Raw genomic sequence first — 25708 nt, 5'->3', positions numbered from 1 at the left:
CTTTCTGCCGAGGTGCAGCCTATCTTATTCAAAGATAGTGCAAACCGAGCGCATAAAGTCAAGCTTGCTTGAACTTTCTGCCGAGGTGCAGCCTATCTTATCAAAAGATAGTGCAAACCGAGCGCATAAAGTCAAGCTTGCTTGAACTTTCTGCCGAGGTGCAGCCTATCTTATCAAAAGATAGTGCAAACCGAGCGCATAAAGTCAAGCTTGCTTGAACTTTCTATTATAAGAAAGCGCAAACGGGTGGACAAAACATACGGGCACAAAAAAAAGGGCTTCCGCCCTTTCTCATCTTTTTAGTGGCGCGAGGCACATTATTGCCACGCCCACCGGCTCACATCTGAGCCAATCATCTAACAGTTACCTTTCTACAAATCTTTTTTACCTAATCTAATCTTTTACCTAATCTTGTTAACCTAATACTTAATCTTTCTACCCAGTCACTTCTTCGCAGAAGGAACTTTCGCAGAACTAATACTATATCAAATTATTCAATAGCTTAGCTTATGTCTTGTTTTCGAGTGCAAAGTTACGGCCACAACCACGACAATGCAAGTATATGAACAAAAAAATTGCACGCTTTTGCATTGTTTGTGAATAAACTCGGCATTTTGACAAGTACACTATCAAAAAGCTCACATTTTATCATTCTGCCACTACTATGTACCGCTACACAATGGCTGCATCAAACACCTGCTGCAAAAGAAATTGCCTGCCAGCACCGAAGTTTCCGACTCAAAGAGCCCTTCTGTGCTGACAGGCAACCACTATCCGCTGACAGAGTCAGCTAACGGGGTCTTACCCATTATTACTTTGCAATCTTGACGCACTTCACGCCGTTTGCCGTTACAATCTGCAAGAGATACTGACCCTTGGGCAGCGACGAGGTGTTGACTGTGCCTCCATCGCGACCTGTGGCCAAGAGGCATACGCGACCTTTGGCGTCGAACAAACGATACGACTTGAGGCCTGGAGCTGTGAACGACACTTGGTTGGCGCCCATACGCACATCAATATCCACAGCCGACTTGCCAACCGGCTTGATGGCGGTAAACTCACCCGCCCCCTCGGCAGCATTTATATAATCTGAATAATCAGTGCGCTTGGTCTCGACATAGCGCTGTTCGAAGCTGCCCCAAGGATTGTCGGGGTCGGTTGATATGTAGTAGTAACCCTCGTATGCCACCGACTGCGGTGTGTCGTACTCCGGATGGTAGGTGATATGATACTTGCTGCCGTCCTGCAACTCATAGCCCTCGCCATTGGCCACCTTGACGTCGGAGAGCAAATATTTCTCCCGGCTCACCGTGTAACCATGGTCGTCATTCTTCACCACCACACTGTCGAGGTCCCAACCTGAACCTTGATAATCGTTGGCTATATAGGTTGTTTTGTTATGATACTCGTAACTGCCATTGGCATCGGTGGTCCATATCTTGAACTCCTGCTTGCCCACCCCGGGCTGGTCTATCACGTAAGCATAATCCTCCACATTTTTGGTATCGTAAGTTACCGACAATGTACCATTAGCCCGGCCTGCATAATAGGTATCTGCAGCAAGCATGCGTTGTTCGCCCTGCAAGAATGAGGCATCGATGTCAACATACTGATCGTCTGTGGCAGCCCACTTTATGCTGCGGTACGACTCTGTCTCTTGCCACACATCTTCATTTGTGTTGTAATCATACTCCAAACCTTCGTACTTGATGGCCACCGCATGCCCCACCGAGTCGGCATAAGTTGCGGTAAGGCGCTGCTTCAACTGCGGTGTGGTGGTGCTGTAGTCCTGATACCAATATTCGCTTGTCAACACCCTGCCCTTGGCATCACGCACAATGTCCCAACGCTTGCAACCGCCGCCGTCGCCAAACACATAGGCTGCGCTGTCGGCATTCCACATAAGGGTCTTTTGTTCGGTCACGAAACTCTGAACCACAGGGTCGTACTTGTAGGTGGTTATCCAGAAGGGAGAATAGGTCTTGCCGTCCTTCGACACCTCAAATGTCACAACCGACTGACGGCCTTGCTCGTCATACGACACCATCTGCCGCGAATAGGGCAAAGTGTCGCCCTCGGCAAACGAATGCAGACGCCAACCACACTCTGAGCCGTTTTTGTCATAGAACAAGGTGTAACGCTCGGCACGTTGCATGTCGGCATCGGGAGTTTTATAACTGCGTGTCCACACCTCCTCGGTTTGGGGCACCCAAATGGGGAGCACCTCGGCAGCCTTGCTCTGCGACAGACACGACACGGGAGCTTGTGCCTGGCGGCCGCCAAACAGCAATTTGCCAAAATTTTTGCCACTACGACCCACTTGGGCCTTGGCGTCGACGCCATTGTGCAACACCGAGGCAAATGGCAATGCACGGCTTCGGCCTGGAACTGACTGTAAGGGTTGAGCTGACGCCACACTGCCACATGTAAGTGCAGATAGTATTACAAACGTAAATGTTTTCATAGGCTATAACGAACGTTTTGTTGGTAAATGAGTTATTTTTGTTTCTGTTTGAAAATATAGGCAGCATAAGCCGTACCACCTAACATATTGCAAAGAAATATTATTTTTTATGCTGTATAACATATTTTATGACCATTGGCAGCATTCTTGACCAGCAGCCTGACAAGCTGAAAGGTTTACAAAAAATCTTGCTAATGGCATTCTGTATTTCTCCTTTTTATCTACACGCCACACTATAATGGCAGAAAGGGAATATTTGCCCCTTATTCTGTTTACAGCCATTTTGTCTGCACTCTGCACTTTTGCACGCGACACAATTGATTATCAGCAGATTGTGCAGTGCAGACAAGCCCGAAAAGCTTCTGCACTACGCCTACACCCATCTGCACCCATCTGCACTGACACCATACCGCACACGCCTCACGACAAAACAGGCGTGCCACCCGCACATTACGGCATAGGGGGAGCGAATTTTCTGTCAGAGCAACAGATTTTTCTACCTCCCTACACATTTTTTTCTGACTGGCACAAATGATATGACGCCCCCGGCACAAGCACAAGTGCAGATGGCAGTGCAGATAAATTTTGCCTCCGTCTACACCACTTTTTACTTTGATAATCAAAGCATTACAAGACATTAGTGCAGAGTGTAGACAGTTTTGCAAAAAACCATTATATAAGGACTGTCTACACCATCTGCACTGACACAACAACACATGACAGCAAAATATTTTTTCTGTCACCACCATCTTTGGCACGCTGCTTGCATAAGTATGGGCGTACCGCTCAAAACAGTACAGAGGTACACACATATAATTATATAACACGAATAATAATAAAAAAAAGATACAATCATGGGAAAGATTATTGGTATTGACTTAGGTACAACGAACAGCTGTGTGTCAGTGTTCGAAGGTAACGAACCTACTGTAATTGCCAACAGCGAAGGCAAGCGCACCACTCCTTCGGTGGTAGCCTTTGTTGAAGGTGGCGAACGCAAGGTGGGCGACCCCGCCAAGCGTCAGGCAGTAACCAACCCCTTGCGCACGATTTACTCAATCAAGCGTTTCATGGGTGAAAACTACGACCAGGTGCAGAAGGAAATTGCACGTATGCCTTACAAGGTGGTACGCGGCGAGAACAACACCGCACGTGTTGAGGTGGACGGCCGCCAGTACACTCCGCAGGAAATTTCGGCAATGGTTCTGCAAAAGATGAAGAAGACCGCCGAGGACTACCTCGGACAGGAGGTGACGGAAGCCGTTATCACCGTGCCGGCCTACTTCTCAGACTCTCAGCGTCAGGCCACTAAGGAGGCCGGACAAATTGCAGGTCTTGATGTTAAACGTATCGTTAACGAACCTACCGCAGCCGCCCTTGCCTATGGTATTGACAAGGCTAACAAGGACATGAAGATTGCCGTGTTCGACCTTGGTGGTGGTACATTCGATATCTCTATCCTTGAGTTTGGCGGTGGCGTGTTCGAGGTGCTCTCAACCAATGGCGATACACACCTGGGTGGTGATGACTTTGACCACGTAATCATCGACTGGCTGATTAACGAATTTAAGAACGACGAAGGTGCCGACCTCTCAACCGACCCGATGGCCATGCAGCGCCTGAAGGAGGCTGCCGAAAAGGCTAAGATCGAACTTTCAAGCTCTACAACTACCGAAATCAACCTGCCCTACATCACATCGGTTAACGGTATGCCTAAGCACTTGGTAAAGACGCTTACCCGTGCCAAATTTGAACAGTTGGCTCACAGCCTGATTGAGGCTTGCAAGGCTCCGTGCGAAGCAGCCTTGAAGGGTGCCAACCTTACTACTGCCGACATTGACGAGGTAATCCTTGTAGGTGGTTCTACCCGTATTCCCGCCGTACAGCAGTTGGTACAGGACTTCTTCGGCAAAGCTCCCTCAAAGGGTGTAAATCCTGACGAGGTGGTAGCCGTAGGTGCTGCCATTCAGGGTGCCATCTTGAACAAGGAGAAGGGTGTGGGCGATATCGTATTGCTCGACGTTACACCGCTTTCATTGGGTATCGAAACACTCGGTGGCGTAATGACCAAGTTGATTGATGCCAACTCAACCATTCCTTGCAAGAAGAGCCAGGTGTTCTCAACCGCTGAGGACAACCAGCCCGAGGTTACCATCCACGTGTTGCAGGGTGAGCGCCAGTTTGCCCGCGACAACAAGAGCATCGGCCGCTTCAACCTGGCCGGCATTGCTCCCGCCCGTCGTGGCGTGCCCCAGATTGAGGTTACATTCGACATCGATGCCAACGGTATCTTGAAGGTATCTGCCAAGGATAAGGCCACTGGCAAGGAACAGGCCATTCGTATCGAAGCTTCAAGCGGCTTGTCAGAAGACGAAATCAACCGCATGAAGGCTGAAGCACAAGCCAACGCCGAGGCAGACAAGAAGGAACGTGAGCGCGTTGACAAGATCAACGAAGCCGACTCTATGATATTCCAGACCGAGAACCAGCTCAAGGAGCTTGGCGACAAGCTCCCTGCCGACAAGAAGGCTCCCATTGAGGCTGCTCTTGGCAAGTTGAAGGAGGCTCACAAGGCTCAGGACATTGCCGCCATCGATGCTGCCAAGGCCGAGCTCAACACAGCATGGCAGGCTGCCAGTGCCGACATGTACAGCCAGGCAGGTGGTGCTCAGCAGGGTGCAGGCGCTGGTTTCCAAGGCGGTCAGCAGGCAGGTCCTCAGCAGAACGCTGGCTCTGACAACAAGGGCAACGAAGACATTCAGGACGCTGACTTTGAGGAGGTTAAGTAACGATACGCAGTATTCCTCATTCAATAAGGAGTAGATACATAAAAAGGGTGCATTGCTATTCACATAATGATTAGCAGTGCACCTTTTTGTGTAACTTTATATATCCTAAACTATTGCCGTCCGGTAAAACGTGGAAGCGCAAATACCCTATTATGGAGAAAATCAAAAGGGAACTTGAGAATCGCACGTTGAATAAGTAGACTAAAGAGTCAACAAGCAACTTCATACGCTGAGGTATAGATGATGATATATTCTCCACCTATTTCTCTGCATTTCTTATCCCGAACAACTCGTGTGTCATTTTACTTCACCACCACTTTCATGCTTTTACCTCCTGCTTGTACTACATAACAATGGGCGGGCAACATGAGCGATAACGTTGTTACTTGATTGTTATAAACAATACGCCCATCAGTGGTGAACACACTTACTAATTGCGGCTGCGGACTTTGCACACAGAGTTTCCCATTCTCAGCCCATACCTTCAACGACGATTGCTGAACAGGCACTATTGATGCTGCAACGGCAGCATCAGCAAACATTTGCCAGGTCGTGCCACTTGCTACCAACTGGTAACCATCGGGCGCGGAGGTAGGGGCTGCTGTGCCAATGCGTGTTATAAGTTGACCATTATGGCCAATGGCATGACTTTCATAGTAGGTGCCGCGCTGCGTTACCGTCACATCGCTTTCGGAGTGCAAACCTACGGCACGACGCACGGCTATCATGCGATTAATAGCATCGTGGTCTGCTCCCACCCAATGGGGCCAAAACACACATGGTATGCCCGGCGATGAAAGGAGAAAAGCATAAGCTGCCTGAATGTTACCCGTGTACTTATTGCCGTCACGATAAGTGTCATGATTATCGACAAAAGTTATTGCATAACGATTGTAATTGTGGTGATGTATCATTCCCGCCGGGCGCCAGGTGGTTTTGTTCTCTATCCACGACATGTTGGCATAGTTGTTTTTGGCCAGGCCATTGTTGAGTGCAGCATACTTTGACGGGAAATCAAAAGCCATGCTTTGACGCCCTGTGGCTTCAATCCAAGCTGCCACGGGGTCATAACCTCCGTCCCAATACTCGCCTACTGACAAATAAGGATGCGTGGTGGCATTGTATATGCCTACATATTTGCCGTCATAGCCCTTGCAATAGTCGTAGCGCCAACCATCATAGCCAAATTCGCCATGCAACCAATTAAGGTAAGCCTCAACATCTTGTTGCACGTAGGGTGATGTGTGGTCTAAGTCGCGTGCGCCATTCCAATTCTCGCCCGTATCATTAGCTCCCTTAGCCTTACCATACCATGCTCCTGCACTTTTATCTGTATTGATTTCATCGTTGGCACATATATGCTCGGTGGTAAGCTGGTAGGTGCCATAAGTTCCGAAATCGTCCTTCGCAAAGTTTCCCCAGCCAGTGTCACCTGCCCTATGATTAATAACGATGTCGGCTATTACCTTTACGCCCTTGGCGTGCATGGCACTGATGAGGGTTCTTAAATCGGACGCTGTACCCCAACATGAGTTTTGATTATTCCACTGACGCGGGTGGTAACCTACATTACTACCACCCACTGCGTCGCCACCCTCAGCACTGGCTGAAGGGGGCAACCATACGAGATTGAAGTTCTGACTTATTTCGTCAACCCGTTGGGTCAACTGTGTCCACCCCGTTTGCTTTTGCGAGTTCCAGTAAAAGCCTTGTAACATCACATCCTCACTTTCGGCTGGAACCTGAGCAAATAAGGACAGAGGCAGCCACGATGCTATTAAGAGTATACACTTTTTCATTGACATACGCACTTAATGCAAAGAACTCCACCCTTGCAAGGGATGGAGTTCTTGCTTGTTCTTACTAATGAGTCATTTATAATTTGCCGTGATGCTATAGTTCATTTCATAAAGGTCAACCTTTATGGTGAACGAGGTAGCGCCTTCGGGTTCAACAAGGTGCCAAGAGTATTTGCCACCGCCAATTACGAACTTGCCTTCAGTGGCTTCACAGTCTTTGGTAGGAGCGCAAAGGCAATTACTTTCATTGGCCCAATCAAAGTTGCCATCAGCACCAAAACCTGATTCGGGAGCTATTTTGAACCAATGCCATTCACCTTTAGCTGGAACCGTTACGCTATACACGCCATCAGCCTCCTTGGTCATGGGGCGACTCTTGTCTGTGCCCAACACGCCTATGTAATAATAGGCTGATTCAATCACTGGGGCTACAGGCTTTACCTTTACCTCAATGTTCTTGCTTTTGCTCACGCGGTCTGTTTTATCAGCCGACGTCCAGGCATACACAGTGGCTTTAAGGGTGAGTGTGCGCAGCTCAGGACGACGACCAAACTCTTGGGTTACAATGTTGGCTACATCAGCTGTAGCGACCTTGCCTTCATCGTTTACGGCAAGCGGTGTCAAACTGCCATCTTTGCCTACCACGTCAAGGGCAAACGAATCGGTTACGAAACCCTCGGGCTGCTCAATTGTATACTGTGCCAGTTCTATGCTGTCGGCTGTTACTACGCTCATATCTATGTCGGCACAAGGGGTAATGTTGAGCAGAATGTTCTGTGCCTCTTCCTGCTGATTGCCTTGCGGAGCTTTCCAGTCAGTATAATCTTCGTCGCAGGCTGTCAAGCACATGAGTGCCATCAAGCCAAATATGATTTTCTTGAACATAATCTTTCTGTTTTAAGGCTAAGGAGTGGAATGAACTATAAGGAGAGCTACCCCACCCCTCAAACCGTTGTTTACTCCTTAATAAAGCGGAAGGCTCCTGTTATATCATTTACGACAACCAAATAATCGGCCTCGCTCTTGATGCTGATATTTGCACCACCGCTCTTGACTCCTACGCCATAGTAGCCAGACTTGCAACTGGGCGTTTCGTCATATTTACTACCTATTTCCATCGCCCAACCGTCGGCTTGGAACTTCACTTCACTCGCTGCGGGCAAATGAACGTGGGCATACCAGTCGTGGTTATTGGCGCCTACCACGGTGTGAACGGGAGTCAATGCTATACCGTCGCCCCAGTTATTGAAGCTGCCATTCAAGTAAAGGTGGCCATAAGCAGGCACATCGTCTATTTTAGTAATGCTAATGCCATTGGCATCGCCATTAGCCACTGCCTTGGTGTCGATCGTAAGGTTGTAAATACCATTCTTGGTAGGTGAAATGTTGGCCGAACCGCCATCATTAATCGTAAAGCTACCAAACGAAGCGCCCTGGCCTATTTGCGTAAGCCAATTATCAGTGAGCGAGCCACGTAGCTTAAATATGCTACCTGCTGGCAAGTAACCTGTCCACGACACTGTGCCGTAACCATTATCCTCGTCATAGCTATCGCCCGTGAGGTAAAGCGGCATAGTGGCTGTGATAAGCGCATCGCCCCAAGAGCCATCGCCAAAGCAACTACCCAAGAGATACCATGTAACGGGTTCAGCCACCTCCATGCGCTGGTAGTAAGGCAAGTAGGTCACTTTTACTATGTTAGAGTATACTTTGGGGGTTGAAGTTGTTTGTGCGCTCAATCGATAGTAAACGTTTACAGACGATGGCACGGCATCAGCTCGTTTCACGCCCAACTCACGCAACAAGAGCAAGTCAACATCGGCAGGAGCCAGTTTGTATTCGCATTTTGTCTTGCCTTCATCGTACTCCTTTACTTCTGCATTGTCGGCAAACTTTAACTTGCCGTCGGCATCAGTCACCACCTCAGAGCCATCCTTGCTCACCACGTACTGCAGTTTGTAGTTAGTTACAAGCGGCATGCCGCCATAGTCAGGCTGACTCCATGTAAAGGCTATCGAGTCGGTTGTATTTTTTAAGTCATAAGCATTACCCGCCAAAGCTGGTGTGTTGAGTGTAAAGCTATCGGGCATATGCAACACAGGGTTAGAACCGTTATCGTCGGCACACGAGGCAAAGGTAAGTCCCAAGCTCAAGCCCAATGCTGCTGTTGACAATATCTTATATAGTTTCATGATATGCTGATTTTTGTTTGAAGTGAAAATGCTTTCAGTTGTTTAAGGTGAAGCTTGGAGGTTAGTCATAAAGGCAACCTCCAAGCCTCCATAGGCTTTAGCGTTCCTTGTTTATCTGTTCATTGTAGTTTCCCACTCACAGTTATCAGAACCTACGTTATAACCTCTAAACTCAGAACTTAATTATATCCTTCATTCTGCTTCAAGTTGGGGTTATTGCTCAAGTCAGTTTGTGGAATAGCAAACACCTTGCGGAATGACGGGAACGATGTGCCATTTTCCTCGCCTCCCATAAACTCCCACTTGTAGTCAGACTGTCCGGCAAACTTATTAAAGCGGATAAGATCCATACGTCTGCGTCCCTCAAACCAGAACTCGCGTGCCCACTCAGCACAAATATCGTCAAGTGTAGCATTGTTCAATGGGGCAGCATGTGCTCTATCGCGCAATTCCTTGAGTTTGCTATCAGCATCAGAGTTCGGGCCAAACTTACGAACCGAGGCCTCTGCATAAGTGAGGTAAGCCTCCGCCATACGCATCAAAGGCAGGTCTGTGTCAACATAGTCAATGGCCGATGTTCGTGCACCATCTGAACGCACATTGCGGAACTTTACGCTCGTGAAGCCATAAGCTATATCACCCACCTTAGTTATATGCTGTTTGTAGCCCTTTGAGTAGAACAATGCACGATCGTCATTGGCAGCTCCTGTCATGGTGGCTATGCTGCCCGTTTCGGGAGCTGCAGCATCATTAAAGAACTGATCTACGAGTTTACTCTTAATTTGTAAACACTTGCCCCAGCTATGGTTCGTGCCTGACGGCACATCAATGTCCATGTCGTTTTTATCGTCATATGAGGCTTGAATCAACATTTGCGTACCGCCATCAGTTTTGGTAATAATGCCATCTTGCAACACGGGCAGAATGTCCTCATACTGTGCACCATTGCTATTATTGTCGGCCAAGAAGAGCATTTGGTAAGCACTATACTTTTCGCCCGTTGTCGGATTGGTAGCACCATTGAGGTTCAAGTGGTAGTAACCATTCTCCAGCACCTTATTAGCATAAGTCATGGCATCATCGTTGCGTTCATGCCCCGTGTACACCTCGGCATTCAAATAAAGGCGTGAGAGCAACAACCACACAGCCACCTTGTCGGCACGGCCGTAAGTGTTGCGCCCGGGGTCGGCCATTTTGTCCTCAATGTCGAGCAGTTCCGACTCTACAAAGTCAAAGAGTTGCTGACGATTGTAGTAGACGGCATTGTCTGATGATACCTTAGTACAGAAGGGACCTGCGCCAAAAATATCGAGCACAGAGGCATAGTTATAAGCCCTGATAAATCGCGCTTCAGCCAATCGCATAGGATCTTTGCCTATGTCGTTGATGTAAGAGTTGCAAAGCGTAATGTTAAAGTAAAGGCGATAGTAAAGGCCCAAGGCAAACGCATTGCTGGCAGTGTAGTTGTTATACATCAACTCCTGCACACCACCATCGTTGGCCGCATAAACCCATGCGGCCTCGTCGCTGGTAAACTCATTTAAGTACCATTGCATACGATAATACTGCGTACCACCCTCATCACTCATCACACTTGAGGGTATATCAGGCTTTCCGGCATTACCCTGCTGCCCTGTCAGGCAGAAGGTGGCATAAAGCTTGTTGAACAAGGCATCATCGTTAGCCACCTGTGTTTGCTGCGGGTTGATAGGCGTTACATCAAGGTCGCCCGTACATGAAGTGATGGTCAGGCCACAGGCGCAAGCCATCAGCGCGGCATATTTTCTTATATTGAGTTTCATTGTAGTAGCGGTTTTAGAAGTTAAGGCTTACGCCCACAATGCAAGTGAAGGGACGCGGATAAACGTTGCTGTCATAGCCACCATCAATTTCGGGGTCAAGTCCCTTGTACTTGGTAATGGTAAACACATTTTGTGCCGTAGCATAAACGCGGCCACTGATGCTGCTCTTGCCAATGCGGTCGAATGAGTATCCCAAGGTGATGTTGTCAAGTTTCAAGAATGAAGCATTCTGAATAAAGTAGTCTGAACATGAAGCGTTGGCACTTGAGCTGGTCCAGTCCTTGGCCAATTCATACTTAAAGGCGTTGTGCCAAGTGTTACCAGCATAAAGGCGACTCATACCAGTGTTCACGTTATCACCAGCCTCTACACTATTGTACACGTAATTGTTCAAGCTGGCACGGAAACCTAAGCCCAAATCCCAATGCTTATAAGTAAGTTTGGTGCTAAGCCCCATGGTTACGTCAGGATCCGACTTTTTGTAGAAGTAGCGGTCTTTATAGTCAATCACGCCATCAGCATTGCGGTCAACAAACTCACCAAAGCGGGGTTGTCCGTTCTCGTCATATACCTGCTGGTACACATAGAAAGCACTGGCGGCCTCGCCTGCCTTCCAAGCCTTAATCATGTTGTCGGCTGTGGCTTTACCACCCGAGCAATAAGCGTTAGGTATGTAATAGTCAGGACCCTGTGAGGCTACGAGTTCGTCAATCTCATTCTTGTTCCAACCTATGTTGTACGATACCTCCCAACCCCAATCGCGGGTTTGAACAGGACGTACGGTCAACATGGCTTCAACACCTGTGTTATGCAGCGAACCAATGTTGCTGAGCACGCTACTGCTAAAGTTTGAACCTACTGCCACAAAACCCGTGTTCAGCAAATTGGTTGTTTTGCGATAATACCAATCGAGGTTGGCTATTACACGGTTATTCCAGAAACCGAGGTCAAGACCCACGTTGTAAGTAGTCGTCTTTTCCCAAGTCAAGTCCTTATTATAAGCTTCCGGACGATAAGTTGTGCCATCACCTACTATAGGATAGAAAGCTCCGGCCACATTCTGTGAGTAGTTAGGCATATAAACATAGTCGCCATAGCCATGCTCTTGCTGTCCGGTGACACCCCAACCCAAACGAAGCTTCAAGTCGGTCACAGCTTTTACGTCCTTCAAGAAGTTCTCCTCCTTTACCTTCCAAGCAAAGGCGGCTGCAGGGAAGAGGCCCCAACGCTGATCCTTTGAGAAGCGTGATGAACCATCGTCACGCAGCGTAAAGGTAATGAGGTAACGATTCAGCAAGCTATAGTTGAAACGGCCAAAGAAGCTAACCAAATAGTATTCGGTCTTGAACAAGCTATTCTTCTCCGCAAAGTAGTTAGGATTGGTCAGTTCACCAGGGTGTGTCAAGTGAGTTGACGGGTAGTAAACAGGATAGCTAAAGTCCGATTCGCGGTGGAAGTGTTGCCACTCATAACCTAACATGGCATCAAAATGATGTGCCTCAGTAAAGTTCTTAGCGTACTGTGCATACATATTGAGCGAGAGGTTATACTTGTCGGCCTCATTCCACCCCTTGCTGCCATAGTACATATGGCCATAGTCGGTGGGCAAACAAGTTTTATCGCTATGGCCATGGGCCACTTCCATGCCACCATTCACGTGCAAGCGCAAGTCTTCAAAGCCATGCACCTTGTAGTCTAACTCAAGGTTGCCCTGCAATGAGCGGCTCTTGCCAATGTTCTCTTGCTGCAACAAAGTTGCTACAGGGTTGCCGATAGCCTGGCTATTGCTGGTGTGTGTCCATTCGCTGTCACCAAAGTCTGCCGTAGCAGGCCATTGCCAGAAGCCACCATACTCCTTTGCCTCAGCGCGATCATCATAAATGGGCTTGGTAGGATCCATGCTCAATGCCTGGGCTATGGCATCAGTGTTAGCATATGATGAGCGTGAATACATGAACTTACCATTGAGGTTAACCGACAAGTGATCATGCAAGAAGGTAGGCGAAAGATTGAAGCTACCCGTGTAACGGCTATAGTCTGACGTCTTGAGCGTACCCTTTTGGTTGGTATAACCAAAGCTTACGCGGTAGGGCATATTCTTGATGCCACCGCTCAAAGTGATGTTATGGTCAGTTGATACAGCGGTACGGTATATCTCCTTTTGCCAATCGGTGTCGGCAAAGTGGTGTTGGCCTGCTGCATTCCAATAGCCCAATGAGTTATAATACTCTGAAGCTTGCCAAGCAGCATCATCGGTCAGCCCCGTGCGACGACGCACCAAGTCTATAAACTCTTGTGCATTGAGCACATCCAGATACTTGGTATTGGTGCTTACTGACACATTACCATTGTACGACACATGCGGACGGGTATTTTTGCGTCCCTTCTTAGTCGTGATGATGATAACGCCATTCGAGGCACGTGAACCATAGATGGCGGTAGCCGATGCGTCCTTCAACACCGTGAAGGATTCAATATCGTTAGGATTAACCAGTGTGAGTGCATTGGGTGAACCTTCAAGGCCATCGTTATCCAGGGCAAGACCATCAATTACAATCAATGGGTCATTCTTAGCGTTCAGCGAAGAGCCACCACGAATACGAATCGTTGCGGCACCACCAGGAGCGCCACTACTGCTTACCACATTGACACCTGCCACCTTGCCCTGAATCATATCCTGGGCTGAAGTTTGCAGGCCATGGTTCTTATCATCAGGTTTGATAGCTGTTACCGAACCCGTCAGGTCATTTTTCTTAGCTGTGCCATAACCAATAACCACAGCTTCATTCAGCATTGAGTTATCCTCAAGCGTAATTACCACTGTGCCATCAGCTTTTACGGTAGCCGTTTTGTAACCAATATAGGTCACACGAAGGGTTGCGCCAGGCTTTACGTTAAGTTTGAAATTACCATTCGCATCGGTCAGCGTCATCGTTTTCGACCCAGGCACAGTTACAGTAGCATAGGCTACCGACTCGCCCGTAGTGTCTTGCACATGTCCGCTCACCGTGAGGCCCTGTGCCAAAGCACCGAGCGGAAGGCTTGCTCCTGCCAGCATCAGCGACAAAAGCTTGGAGTTGAGCATCTTCTTGTTCATGATATTAAGAAGTATTAGTGAATTGCGTGAAAGAATCTTTGAGCTTTGAGTTCTAAGGTTATAAGTTTTAAGGTTATAAAGTCACCTCTGCGTGTAGGACTCTCAAAGGTTACTTTATAACCTCATAACCTTAAAACTTAAAACTAACCTTATAACCTCATAACCTTAAAACTTAAAACTTATAACGCCTCCTACTGCGCTACAATGCTAATAGCAAAACCGCCACCACTTGCAGCATGCAGTTTCAAGTTCGTTTTGTTAGTCACCACCTTGCGGGTAATGGTATAAGCTTTAGGGTTTTTATCCCACGAAGCATCTTTGGCATCAGCATAAATGGTGGCCAAATATTTTTTACCAGGAGTAAGGAAGTCGAGTTTGAGTTGTGAAGTATGGCCATTCTCGTCAGCAGAACAACCTACAAACCAATTTTCAGAGTGCTTATCCTTACGGGCTATCGTTACATAGTCACCAGGTTCAGCCTCCAAGTAAACACTCTTTTGCCAATCAACAGGCACATCTTTGATAAATTGGAATGCGTCCATGTGCTCCTTATAATGCTCTGGCACATCGGCTGCCATTTGCAAGGGGCTGTACATGGTTACATACAAAGCTAATTGGCGAGCAATGGTTGTACGCACACGACTGGTGTTTGAAGGATTCATTTTTGAACAATCTGTTTCGAATATGCCCGGAGTGTAGTCCATCGGGCCACCAATCAAACGTGTAAAAGGCAATATCGTGGTGTGGTCCACCGAGTTACCACCAAAGCTCTCATACTCTGTGCCACGTGCACTCTCGTTACCAATCAAGTTAGGATAGGTGCGGCATATACCTGTAGGGCGAGTAGCCTCATGCGCATTAACCATTATTTTATAGTCGGCGGCCTTGATTACGCAATACAGGTAGTGATTATTCATCCACTGGCCATAGTGATGTTCACCGCGTGGAACGATGTTGCCCACATAGCCACTCTTAACTGCGGGGTAACCATTGTCAACCATAAACTGGTAAGCCTTGTCAAGATGGCGCTCATAGTTACGGGCCGAGCCCGATGTTTCGTGGTGCATAATCATTTTCACCCCCTTCGAGGCAGCATATTCATGAATTGCCTTGACATCAAAATCAGGGTAAGGCGTGACAAAGTCAAACACATAGTCCTTTTCATGTCCGAACCAATCTTCCCAACCAATGTTCCAACCCTCAACAAGTACCGCGTCAAAACCATTTTCTGCAGCAAAGTCAATGTAGCGCTTCACATTTTCGGTATTAGCAGAGTGTGTACCGTTAGGCTTGGCATGTGCATAGTCGGTTTCGCCCAATTTTACGGTAGAGAAGTCATTGGTGTAAGCCCAAGTTCCCTTGTTGGTAATCATGTCCCACCAAACGCCAATATACTTGGTAGGCTTTATCCATGAGGTATCTTTTATTTTGCAAGGCTCGTTCAAGTTGAGCGTCATGCGCGATGCCAATATGTCAGCACCATGTTCACCTGCTATGACTGTACGCCAGGGCGAGGTGCACGGGGCTTGCAAGTAACCTTTGTCGCCGCGTGCATCTGGGGTGAGCCAGCTTTCAAAGGTCATTGTCTTGTCATCATAGTTAAGGTGCATGGTTGAATAGTCAATACAAGCAGCTTCATGCAAGTTTATGTAGAGTCCGTCCTGACTCTTCATCATAAGGGCTGTTTGCACCCCACCCTGCCATATAGGGGTTTGTGATGAGTTCTGCGTCACCGCGCCCTTCATCAGTCCACGAATTTCACTAAGCTTGCTGGTAACGGTTTCATACTCTTGCGTGTCATAGTCGCCAGGTATCCACCATGCGGTGTGGTCGCCTGCCATAGCAAACTGTGTGTGTTCCTCTTTTATGGTAAAGTAGGTAAGATTCTTCTGTGCTGGGAATTCGTACCTGAAGCCAAGTCCGTCGTCAAACATGCGGAAACGTATCTTCATTTCACGTTCATTCTTTGGCTGCGACAGCGTAACACACAATTCATTATAATGGTTGCGAATGCTACTTTCCTCGCCCCACACTGGTTGCCACGTTTCATCAAAAGTAGCCGTGGTATGGTCAGTTTCAACAAAGCCTGTCATGAGATCAGCCTTTTGGGCCAATTTCGAAGCATCGGCACGTGTCTTAAATTCAAAGTCTTGTGCCTTGTTGGGGTCTTCCTGTTTGAGTTCCAGCCCAAGGTGCGAGGGCTTAATAATATCCCGCCCCTTATATTTTAGGTAATATGTAGGACGACCTTGTGCGTCGAGTGAAAAATTCATTTTGAAATTTCCATTAGGCGACTGTAAGTCTTGCGCCGCTGCTGTCATTGATATGCAAGCAAGCGATAGGGTAAACCATAAATTCTTCATAATGTTTTGCCTATGTTGTGGTTGCTATGTGTTATTACTTCGTATGATTTTGTTTGCGAAAGCTTTTGCTCATTTCGCATTGCAAAACTACTATTAAGAATTTGTGAATAAAAGGAGATACAACTAAAATATAAACGTTTCAAAAAGCATTGTCGCTGATATTCAACAACTTACAATGTTTCTCACACCTATAATTTATAAACCCAATATAAGGGAGCCGCTCCCATAACTTGCTGTTTTGCCACATCTACAATACATGATTATATGTTATAAAGCACGTTTTATGACTTCCGTTAACAATATACACAGTTCTTATCACAACAAGTTGGCCCGTAATCGATTCAGAACTCAAGTTTCGGATTTAGCAAGGGCGGGCTGAAAGCCCAATGGAGCACTTAGCCCAGGGCAAGCGAAGCGGCACCCTGGGTATCGCGTGTTGGAGTAGTCGCGCCCTGTAAGGGCAAAAGCTTTAGGACATGGCGCAGATGTTGAACAAAATATACATACGATGCCCCTCTTTAAGACCGCTAAATCTGCTATCAAGTAAAAATAACAACATAAAGGGTTAAAGCTTTTGCCCTTACAGGGCGCGGAGACTCTACTTGCGGATGACCCAGGGTGTCGCTTCGCTTGCCCTGGGCTATGGGCTCCATTGGGCTTTCAGCCCGCACTTGCTAAATCCGAAACTTGAATTCAGAATGTTGATGTATGGTAAAACGCCAAAACGCGCATTTAATGCTTTTGCCCTTTCAGGCAGGGTGTTCAAAATCGGCATCAAAAGCGCGACCGTTTTTGTTGCATTTTAAGTTGCCCGAAACGCGCTGCAAAAAAAACGCAAGCACTAATGGGGGCGACGCGTCCCGCGTCGGATTAATTAAAAGGAAAGATACAAACCATACTAAATAAGTAGGTGTTCAAAATTATTTTTACATTGAAAGTGCATTATCGGGGCGTAGATGGTTCCTTCGGGTGAGAGAGCATAGCGGGCTATGTGACCGAGGCCGAAGGGAACAGATGCGCCTCGAGAATGTGCTTTCAATGTGAAAATGGCACTTACTGATTGTATAAAATAATTTTGAACACCTACTTAATAGCTGAATCTTTTCCCGACGCGAGACGCGTCGCCCCCATTAGTGCTTGCATTTGGTGCTTGAGTCCGTTCGCATGCTTATGTTTTACCGGACAACCATAACAATGAATAGAAATTCCCAAAACGATCTCATTTTTGATGCCAATTTTGAACTCCCCACCTTATACTGGTAGGGCGCAACTGCTCCAACACGCTTACCCACACAAAAAGCCCCCCCTTCATCACGAAGGAGGGGTTTCCTATACCATTTTACATGGTAAAACATTAAATCCTAAACACATTACAAAACAGGGGCGCCCAAACCATAACATGAAAGAAACCAGGCGCACCTAATTGTAATGCTATCTTATTACCTAAACCTAACCTATAAATCAAAATATTACTACAAGGAAAATCTTTTTCCGTATTTTGCCTACATCTTGCACTTCACCTCACAACTTACTGATAATCACTACAATACAGTGTGTAGGCAAGGTGAGATTTTACCTACACTGTCACCTACACTCATAGCAGACGGCAGTGTGCATTTACGGCATCGGCAGAGCGTCAGTCGGGCATAGGGAGGGCGGATATCCGATTGCTCCGACAAGTTTAACGCCCTCCCTATGCCGCAAAACCCTGCTGGCACGGCACGTGTTACGCCTGTGCATGTGAGTTTGTGCAGACAGTGCAGGCAGTGTAGATAAAAAGTGCAGTGTGTAGGCTGTAGTGCATACAAAAAGCAATCTTACCTACACTCCGTAACTCATTGAAAATCAGCACGAGTGCAGGCAAAAGTGCAAGATGCAAGCAATTTGCCCCAAAAGTGCTGTGAGGGGAGTGCCACCCTTAAAAACTTGGCAAACTTACCCGTTAACCTGTCAACTTGTCAACCCGTCAACCATTTTCACCAACGAGCAGACCTATTTAGCAAAGTCAAGCACCACTACCCCACGCACGTCTAATTGCAGGGTTCCTTGGTCAAGACGGAGGGTACGTCCACTTACCACATCGCGTGCTGTGCTTGCTGGCAAAGCCTCAGCATAACGTGCCAAACTTACACATGCTGGAGCATCTGTGCCATTGAGCATTATCGTTACGGTGTGGCCTTTATACTCGCGGGAGTAAACATACACGCCATCTGCCACCGTAAACTGACGTAAGCTACCATACTTTACAGCATCGCACTGCTTGCGCCATTGCAGCAATCGACGGGTAAAGTCATGCGTTTGCTGCATAAGTGGGGTCATGTGGCTGCCCGTAAAGGCATTTATGCTATCGCCCGCAAAACCACCTGGAAAGTTCTGACGCAATGCGCCATCGCCCTTACCTTTGTTAGCAGCCATGGCCAGCTCATCGCCATAATATAGCTGAGGAATGCCTCGCAGGGTAAGCAACAAGGTGAGTGCCTGCCGATAACGCCACGACTGCATGGCCTGAGCTTGTACACGCGCAAAACGATCGGTGTCGTGATTGCTCATAAAAGTCAGCAAATGAGCAGGGTCAGCATACACATTGTCTTGACTCAAATAGTCATAAATGCGTGCCAAACCTTTATCCCACTCATTGGTGCGCTCATCAAGTGCCGAATTAAGCAATCCCATTAGCGGAAAATCCATTACCGTGGGCAACTGACTGTTACACAAGCCTTGGGCCACCGGACTGTCCTTTTGCCAAGCACTCACCCCCACATTGTTGTTCAACCAGGTTTCGCCTACTATGTTAAGGTGTGGATATTGTGCTTTCAGTTCTTCACACCAACGCGCCATAGCTTGGCGGTCGGCATAGGGGTAAGTGTCCTGACGTATGCCGTCTATACCGGCATACTCTATCCACCACACTGAGTTTTGTATCAGGTAGCGCATCACGTGCGGATTACGCTGATTAAAGTCGGGCATGGAGGCTACGAACCACCCATCTTGCGCATTCTGTGCATCTGCGCTGCTGGCATGTGGGTCGGTCACGGCTGCTATTTTGTAGCTGGTCTGCACATAATGGCTATTATTGTTAAACCAAGTGCTGTCGGGCCTGTCAACAAACAAAGGGTTCATGCTGCCACAATGGTTGAACACCATGTCCTGCACCACCTTCATGCCGCGCTTATGGGCTTGTGACACAAAATCACGATAATCGGCATTTGAGCCAAAACGGGGGTCTACCTCATAGTAATTAGTAATGGCATAACCATGATACGAACCAGCAGGCATATCGTTTAGCAGTAGTGGTGTGGGCCATATAGTGATCACGCCCAAGCTATCCAAGTAGTCAAGATGACGGGTCATACCTGCCAGGTCGCCCCCATGACGTGCATCAGGAGCCTGACTTGCTGTGCTCTCGCGCAATCCTTTCACCACATCGTTGCGCACATCTCCATTGGCAAACCTGTCGGGCATGAGCAAGTAAAGCACATCTGCGGCATCAAAGCCTTGTGCTTTAGGGGCTGCATCGCGTACCTTGAGTTCATAAGCTATGCGCTGACGTGTGTGTCCCGATTGCAACTGCAAGTTGAAGCGCTGAGCACGTGCCCTGCCTATGTTGAGATATACTAACAAATAGTTGCTGTTAACCGGGCGCACAATGCTGTCAATGCTAACGTCAGTAGTGCTGAGCGTTACCTGGCTATGTCCTATATTGTGTCCGTGCAACACTAATTGCAGGGTGGGATTAACCATACCGCTCCACCAAAAGGCGGGCTGCACTTGCACCGACGACTGTGTACGCCCCTTTGCACTTAAAGGCAGCAGGGTGAACAATACAAATAAGAGAGTATATAGCTTGCTCATTCTTTATAATGGGGTTAATGGTGTTACATTTAAGGAGTTGCATGAATAGGCTCTGCCTTTGGCATATTGCCAGCCTTTGGCAATTTGATGGTATTAAGGCCTCGGACTTTGAAGATGTAAGGGCACCATTCACATTATTGCCCTTATCACCTTCAGCCTCCAAGCGTATGTAAAAATGTTTTTGTGTGTTTGCCGTGTTATCACTTGGGCAAAATTACAATCACATTGCTCTGTTTGCAAGAGCTTATAATTAAAATATAAACGTCAGAAAAGCGTTATTCGTTGAAAGTCAATCACTTAACGAACACAAGCTACGATAAAAATATAAATAGTTATTTATTTTTCTTACACCGCATAACCCCTGTTTTCGAAAAAGAAATTAACTTTGAAGCGACAACCAATCCCATTTATGCACTTTTACAGACGCATTATCATGAAGCAATTCTTGCTGATTACCCTACTTGTGAGCCTTTTCGCCTCAATATCAATATCCACCTCAGCGCAAAGCAAGCCTCTGGTGCTGAATGAGCCTACACAAAAGTTGCTGCTCACGCTTGACAACATGGTGAAGAACAAAGCACAATACCATGCCAAGCACTACGAGCGAATACGTCAACTCAAAGCACTGGCACGCAAGGCAAAGGGATACAACAAATATAACATATACAAGAACATTTTTGACCTGTACGCACACTATCAAACGGACTCTGCACAGGTGTACATTGATGCCATGACCCGTTTGCCCGAATACAAGAGTGATGTTGTAATGCAAGCCACGCTACACATTGCTCAAGCTGAAATATATGCGGTTTCGGCCTTATATACTGAAGCTATCAGCGAACTTGAAAAGGTGCCACACTCCCTCATCAACCATGAGCATGCCGACTTGCAACTTTACTACTTTCGCACCAAACGTACGCTCTATGGGTGGATGAGCGACTACACCAAAATACCTACACAGCACCATCTTTGGGCCGAAAAGACTATGAATTACCGCGACTCACTGCTCTCGATTAAAGCGACACAGGGAGTACACAGAGCCATTATACAGGCCGACAAGTATAACGCTCTTGGCCAGCCTCAGAAGGCCATTGCGTTGTTGCGGCCTTATGTGAATAAGATGAGCGAGAGCCACCCCATGCCCTATATATGCTTTACCATGGCACATGCCTGCTTGCTGGCCAACGACTCAACACAAGCTGCCTATTACCTCACCCTCACCGCCATTGCCGACTTGCGCAAAGGCACTTGCGAATATCAAGCTTTGCCCATATTGGCACAAGTGCTGTTCCGCACAGGCGATGTGAAACGTGCCTACACCTATTTGCTCTGCTCTATGGAGGACGCCAACTTTTGTAAGGCCGGACTGCGAGCCATTGAGGTTTCCAACATTTTCCCTATTATTGACAAGCAATATAAGCAGCAAGAGAAGGCGCAGCGCCATCGCGACCGGTTGCTCATATACTTGCTCATTGCCTTACTTGTTGCTTTGAGTGGCACGGTGGTGTATTTGCGCAAGCAAATGATAAAGCTGAGAGTGATGCGTCGCAAGCAAGCTTTGTCTAACCAGCAACTGGCTGAGGCCAATGAGCAAATGAAAGTGGCCAACCTTAAGTTGCAAGAAGCCCTCGACGAGGTGGGACGCACCAACGAGGAGTTGCAACGCACCTACAGCCAACTGCGCATGACCGACAAGATGAAAGAGGAGTATATAGCGCGCTACCTGAATCGCTGCCGCATGTATTTAGACCAACTCTCTGAGTTCCGAAGCACTACTCTGCGTCTTATCAAGAACCGCCGCTATGACGACATTGCACAATCGCTGCAAAAGGCTCTGAATGCTAAAACTGAGCAGGCTCAATTCTATGCCGACTTTGATGCTGCGTTTCTCACACTCTTCCCCAACTTTGTTGAGGCTTTCAATGCGTTGCTTCAACCAGACCACAACATTCAAGTGAAAAAGCATGGTCAGCTCAACACTGAGCTACGCATTTACGCGCTCATTCGCTTGGGCATTCACGACACATCACGCATTGCACACTTCCTTGACTACTCCACTGCCACCGTTTACAACTACCGGTCAAAAATACGCAACAAGGCGCTCTGCGCTCCCGAACTATTTGAACAACAAGTAGCCACATTATAACGCGAGTTCGGGATAAGGAATACAGAGAAACAGGTGGAGAGTTGATAGTGTAAACGAACAAGGAAAGTTCGTTTACCCTTTACTGATTCTTTGATTATTAGCAACTAAAGTTTCCCACCCCCAATAAAGAGGGTGGGAAACTTTAGTTAGTTAGAAAGTTTGCTTCATCATAAACAAATGGCATGTATTTATTCGGATAGACAATTTTTGGCTTAGAAAAATCCTCCTAATGTATTAGAACCTAAGCAACCATTTCCATAAAGGAACGAGTTCTATATGGTATCCATCTTTTTCAACGGAACTTTCTTCCTCCATGGTAACAACTATCATTTTGCTGATTGATTGAACAGAAACAAGTTTTATCAGGGCATCTGTTTCTCGTTTGAACGTGTCTGTATCTGCCATAGAATAGGACACCTGCACAGCCAATTCCTCTTCAGGAACGACAAAATCCACTTCTGCATTTTTGCTATTCCAAAAATAGCTTCCATCACCATATTTGCGTCTGAGAGTTATCGCTACAATATTTTCAAGCAGGGAAGTATTGGCGTCAACAAGGAACAGATGCAGTAAGCCGTTATCCGTGAAATAGTATTTGCGATTCGATTCCTTATCCTGCAACTTTCCATATAGATTCTCGTAGGGCAGTATGAGCCAAGTTTCAGTCATATATTCTACATAGTCTATCGCTGCGTCTGTACTTAATTTTTTGCCTGTGCTACTGACGATGCTTGCAATTCTGTTATATGAAAGAGGTTGCTTTACACTCTCAGCCATTTTGCGTATCATCACCCGCAATGCATAATCGTTGCGTATCCTGTATCTTGCAACTAGGTCGCCAAAGAATATTTTACTAAACAGATTGCTCATCCATGAACGAGGTTCTTTCATACCCACCGTTTCAGGCAAACCACCATGTTGAAAATAAGTGTTTGCCAACTTTACAATCTGTTTGCCGAATGTAAATAGTGCGTTTTTTTCATATGTATCAATACCACTGGCATTCAAATACTCTCGCAAGGAATAAGGATACACTTCATGTATCATATATCTGCCGCCAAGCGTAGTCGCAATCTCACTACTCAGCATTTTGGCATTGCTGCCTGTAATATATACTTGATATTTTTGGTCTGCTAACCTACGGGCAAACTTTTCCCATCTATCAACCAATTGTATCTCGTCCAGGAAAAATATCGGACGAGTATCATACATCTCTTCATAGCACGTTTTTATCAAGTCAAGGTCTTTGGCATCTAAAGAATCTATTCGGTCATCCTCAAAATTGAAATATAATATTTCCTCTCTCTTATGCCCTTGCTCTATCAATTGTGCTATGCGTTGGAACATCAAGTAAGATTTGCCGGCATGCCTCAATCCAACAAACACATAATTAAGGCCGTCCACTAGTTCCACATTACGAGGAATGAGTTCTACTTGTGATACGTATGCTTGATATTCAGAGATAAGCAATTTTATTAAATCTTTTGTCATATCCTTTTCGTGCTAATACTAAAAACTATTGCAAAGATACTTTTTTATCGTTTATGAAAGATATAATTGACGTAAGATTATCGTCCATAAAAGATAAAATGCACAAAAAGGCTTTTATTGGGTGCATTGCTAATCATTATGTGATTAGCAATGCACCCTCTTTTTTAGTAACACGAGGTGGGGAGAATATATCATTTCCAACGATTTCGGCTGAGAACCCGCTTGAATACAGCAGGTGCTCCTTCCAATGAGGCGAACAACAACATACATGAGCGGAATTTTATGACATCAGCTCCAAATATTTCATAAGGGCTTTTGTCACTATCAAGAACAGCCTGTGTTATTTCGCAGAGATTCTTTCCTAAGATGGGATGTTCAAGAAATAATTTTGCTTGTTTCCTGTTAAGGATACCATAGAACCGTGACCGTTCTGACTTACCCAAACCTTTCATTTGTGGAAATATCCACCACATCCAATGTGTCTTTTTCTTACCATTCTTTACCTCCTGAAGTGCTTGGGCATACGTTTGCTTGTGCGGCACGACATACCTGCTAACATAGTTATATTCCCATGTTTGCAACTCATCTTCGGTTAAATAATTAAAGATAAGATCCGCTAATGGTATATGTCCAATATACCCGTATGTCAACCAGTATTCGGGATCGAGAGAGCTGTCAGGCAACATCCTAAGGTCTTTAATACAATCTTCTACTATTTGCTTCTTACGTTCTTCTGATTGTAAAACCATCATTACATTCTTATTATTAAGCAAACTGTAGAGGTCGTCACGGAGTTCTTGCTCTAATTCTTTTGAAATTGTTTTCATAGCTTGTAATATTTACTTTATGCCAACGTGAAAGATGGCGTTTAACGTTTTTCGCTGTTTTTCTTGTCCTTGCTGTTTTTTGACGCGGCAAAGATATGAACGTTTTACTTGATTAAAAAAGCCAACACTGCGGCTTGTATAAAACACCACTGTTAATGTACGAAATACACGTTAGCAACCGATATATACCTTAAGCAACCCTTCAAACTCTTCAAAATTAGTTTATATAATCATTTTCAGCATCTGTCCATACGCTTAGTCTGATTTTCTGATTGCAAGATGCGATGAGAGATATTGAATGACAGTAGCCACCAGACTTACCAAACGGTAAAGGGTACAAATATTCCACCCGAAGCCCTCATAAATTGGGCTTTGACCGGAATATTTGTACCCTTTGATTATTACAGCGGACAGCAATAAATATTTTACCACCCTATACCTACCCTATTTACGCCATTTACGCCAAGCGTTCTGAATAGATATAGAGCTATGCTGTTACAGCCTTACCATGCCGAACCCACCGAAATGTTACATACCTTGTTGTTTACATCTGCTTCAAACTGCACCTTGCCATAAACTGCGGCATAGGTATCGCCTTTTCTCTGGCATTGATTTGCTTTTCTCCCCCGTACCAAACGTTTCAGTCGCACTTTACAGCCTCCCCCACCCACTTTCAGACTTCTTTAATGCGTCCCCAATCAAATGACGCAACTCACAGATTTTCAGTATGCGCCGTGTATGGACATGGTATTTTTCAGCAGCCCCGTCCCGCGGTGAATTAAGGCAAAGGCTCACAGACAGGCGTGTAAATAGCGCTATCTGTGAGCCTTTATTTGGTGTATGGACATGGCGTTTTGCCCGACGCGGAGCGCGTCGCCCGGTAATA

Annotated in this window: 12 protein-coding genes; 2 read left to right on the top strand and 10 right to left on the bottom strand. The window is 46.5% G+C overall.

Annotation, left to right across the window (positions count from 1 at the left end; translation table 11 throughout):
* Positions 1–811: 811 nt before the first annotated feature.
* Positions 812–2464: a T9SS type A sorting domain-containing protein gene (locus BQ5453_RS06575; protein ID WP_083361140.1), complete on the bottom strand. Its 1653-nt coding sequence runs from the start codon at positions 2462–2464 to the stop codon at positions 812–814.
* Between the two features lie 854 nt (positions 2465–3318).
* On the opposite strand from BQ5453_RS06575, the gene dnaK reads away from it, so the two are divergent.
* Positions 3319–5253 carry a molecular chaperone DnaK gene (gene dnaK / locus BQ5453_RS06570; RefSeq protein ID WP_071122597.1) on the top strand — a complete coding sequence of 645 codons (1935 nt, stop codon included), beginning with the start codon at positions 3319–3321 and terminating at the stop codon, positions 5251–5253.
* A gap of 302 nt (positions 5254–5555) precedes the next feature.
* Here the strand turns inward: dnaK and BQ5453_RS06565 are convergent, their stop codons facing one another.
* The 7 genes from BQ5453_RS06565 to BQ5453_RS06525 all read right to left on the bottom strand — a co-directional run bounded on the left by BQ5453_RS06565 (position 5556) and on the right by BQ5453_RS06525 (position 20358).
* Entirely contained in the window at positions 5556–7052 is a 1497-nt protein-coding gene (locus tag BQ5453_RS06565) for an alpha-amylase family glycosyl hydrolase (protein ID WP_071122596.1), read from the bottom strand.
* A gap of 72 nt (positions 7053–7124) precedes the next feature.
* Positions 7125–7937 carry an Outer membrane protein SusF domain-containing protein gene (locus tag BQ5453_RS06560; RefSeq protein WP_071122595.1) on the bottom strand — a complete coding sequence of 271 codons (813 nt, stop codon included), beginning with the start codon at positions 7935–7937 and terminating at the stop codon, positions 7125–7127.
* Between the two features lie 71 nt (positions 7938–8008).
* Complete coding sequence (locus tag BQ5453_RS06555) at positions 8009–9244, bottom strand: SusE domain-containing protein (protein ID WP_071122594.1); 1236 nt, start codon at positions 9242–9244, stop codon at positions 8009–8011.
* A gap of 179 nt (positions 9245–9423) precedes the next feature.
* The gene (locus BQ5453_RS06550; RefSeq protein ID WP_071122593.1) at positions 9424–11046 is read right to left on the bottom strand and encodes a RagB/SusD family nutrient uptake outer membrane protein; all 1623 of its coding nucleotides are present in this window, start codon (positions 11044–11046) and stop codon (positions 9424–9426) included.
* Between the two features lie 13 nt (positions 11047–11059).
* The gene (locus BQ5453_RS06545; protein ID WP_071122592.1) at positions 11060–14143 is read right to left on the bottom strand and encodes a SusC/RagA family TonB-linked outer membrane protein; all 3084 of its coding nucleotides are present in this window, start codon (positions 14141–14143) and stop codon (positions 11060–11062) included.
* A gap of 191 nt (positions 14144–14334) precedes the next feature.
* Positions 14335–16506, bottom strand: a complete 2172-nt coding sequence (locus BQ5453_RS06540; RefSeq protein ID WP_071122591.1) for a glycoside hydrolase family 97 protein — start codon at positions 16504–16506, stop codon at positions 14335–14337.
* Positions 16507–18498: 1992 nt separating this feature from the next.
* Positions 18499–20358, bottom strand: a complete 1860-nt coding sequence (locus BQ5453_RS06525) for a glycoside hydrolase family 13 protein (RefSeq protein WP_071122588.1) — start codon at positions 20356–20358, stop codon at positions 18499–18501.
* 433 nt (positions 20359–20791) lie between these two features.
* Between BQ5453_RS06525 and BQ5453_RS06520 the strand changes: the two genes are divergently transcribed.
* Positions 20792–22504 (top strand): DUF6377 domain-containing protein, encoded by a 1713-nt coding sequence (locus tag BQ5453_RS06520; protein WP_143033322.1) that lies wholly within the window; start codon positions 20792–20794, stop codon positions 22502–22504.
* A gap of 234 nt (positions 22505–22738) precedes the next feature.
* On the opposite strand, the gene BQ5453_RS06515 is transcribed toward BQ5453_RS06520, so the two are convergent.
* On the bottom strand, positions 22739–23995 hold the full coding sequence (locus tag BQ5453_RS06515) for an ATP-binding protein (protein ID WP_071122586.1): 1257 nt from the start codon (positions 23993–23995) through the stop codon (positions 22739–22741).
* Positions 23996–24186: 191 nt separating this feature from the next.
* Complete coding sequence (locus BQ5453_RS06510) at positions 24187–24822, bottom strand: DUF1810 domain-containing protein (RefSeq protein ID WP_235860043.1); 636 nt, start codon at positions 24820–24822, stop codon at positions 24187–24189.
* Positions 24823–25708 lie beyond the last annotated feature (886 nt).

The sequence above is a fragment of the Prevotellamassilia timonensis genome (assembly GCF_900106785.1).
Lineage (GTDB): Bacteria > Bacteroidota > Bacteroidia > Bacteroidales > Bacteroidaceae > Alloprevotella > Alloprevotella timonensis.
This window is presented reverse-complemented; position numbering and strand designations above follow the sequence as displayed.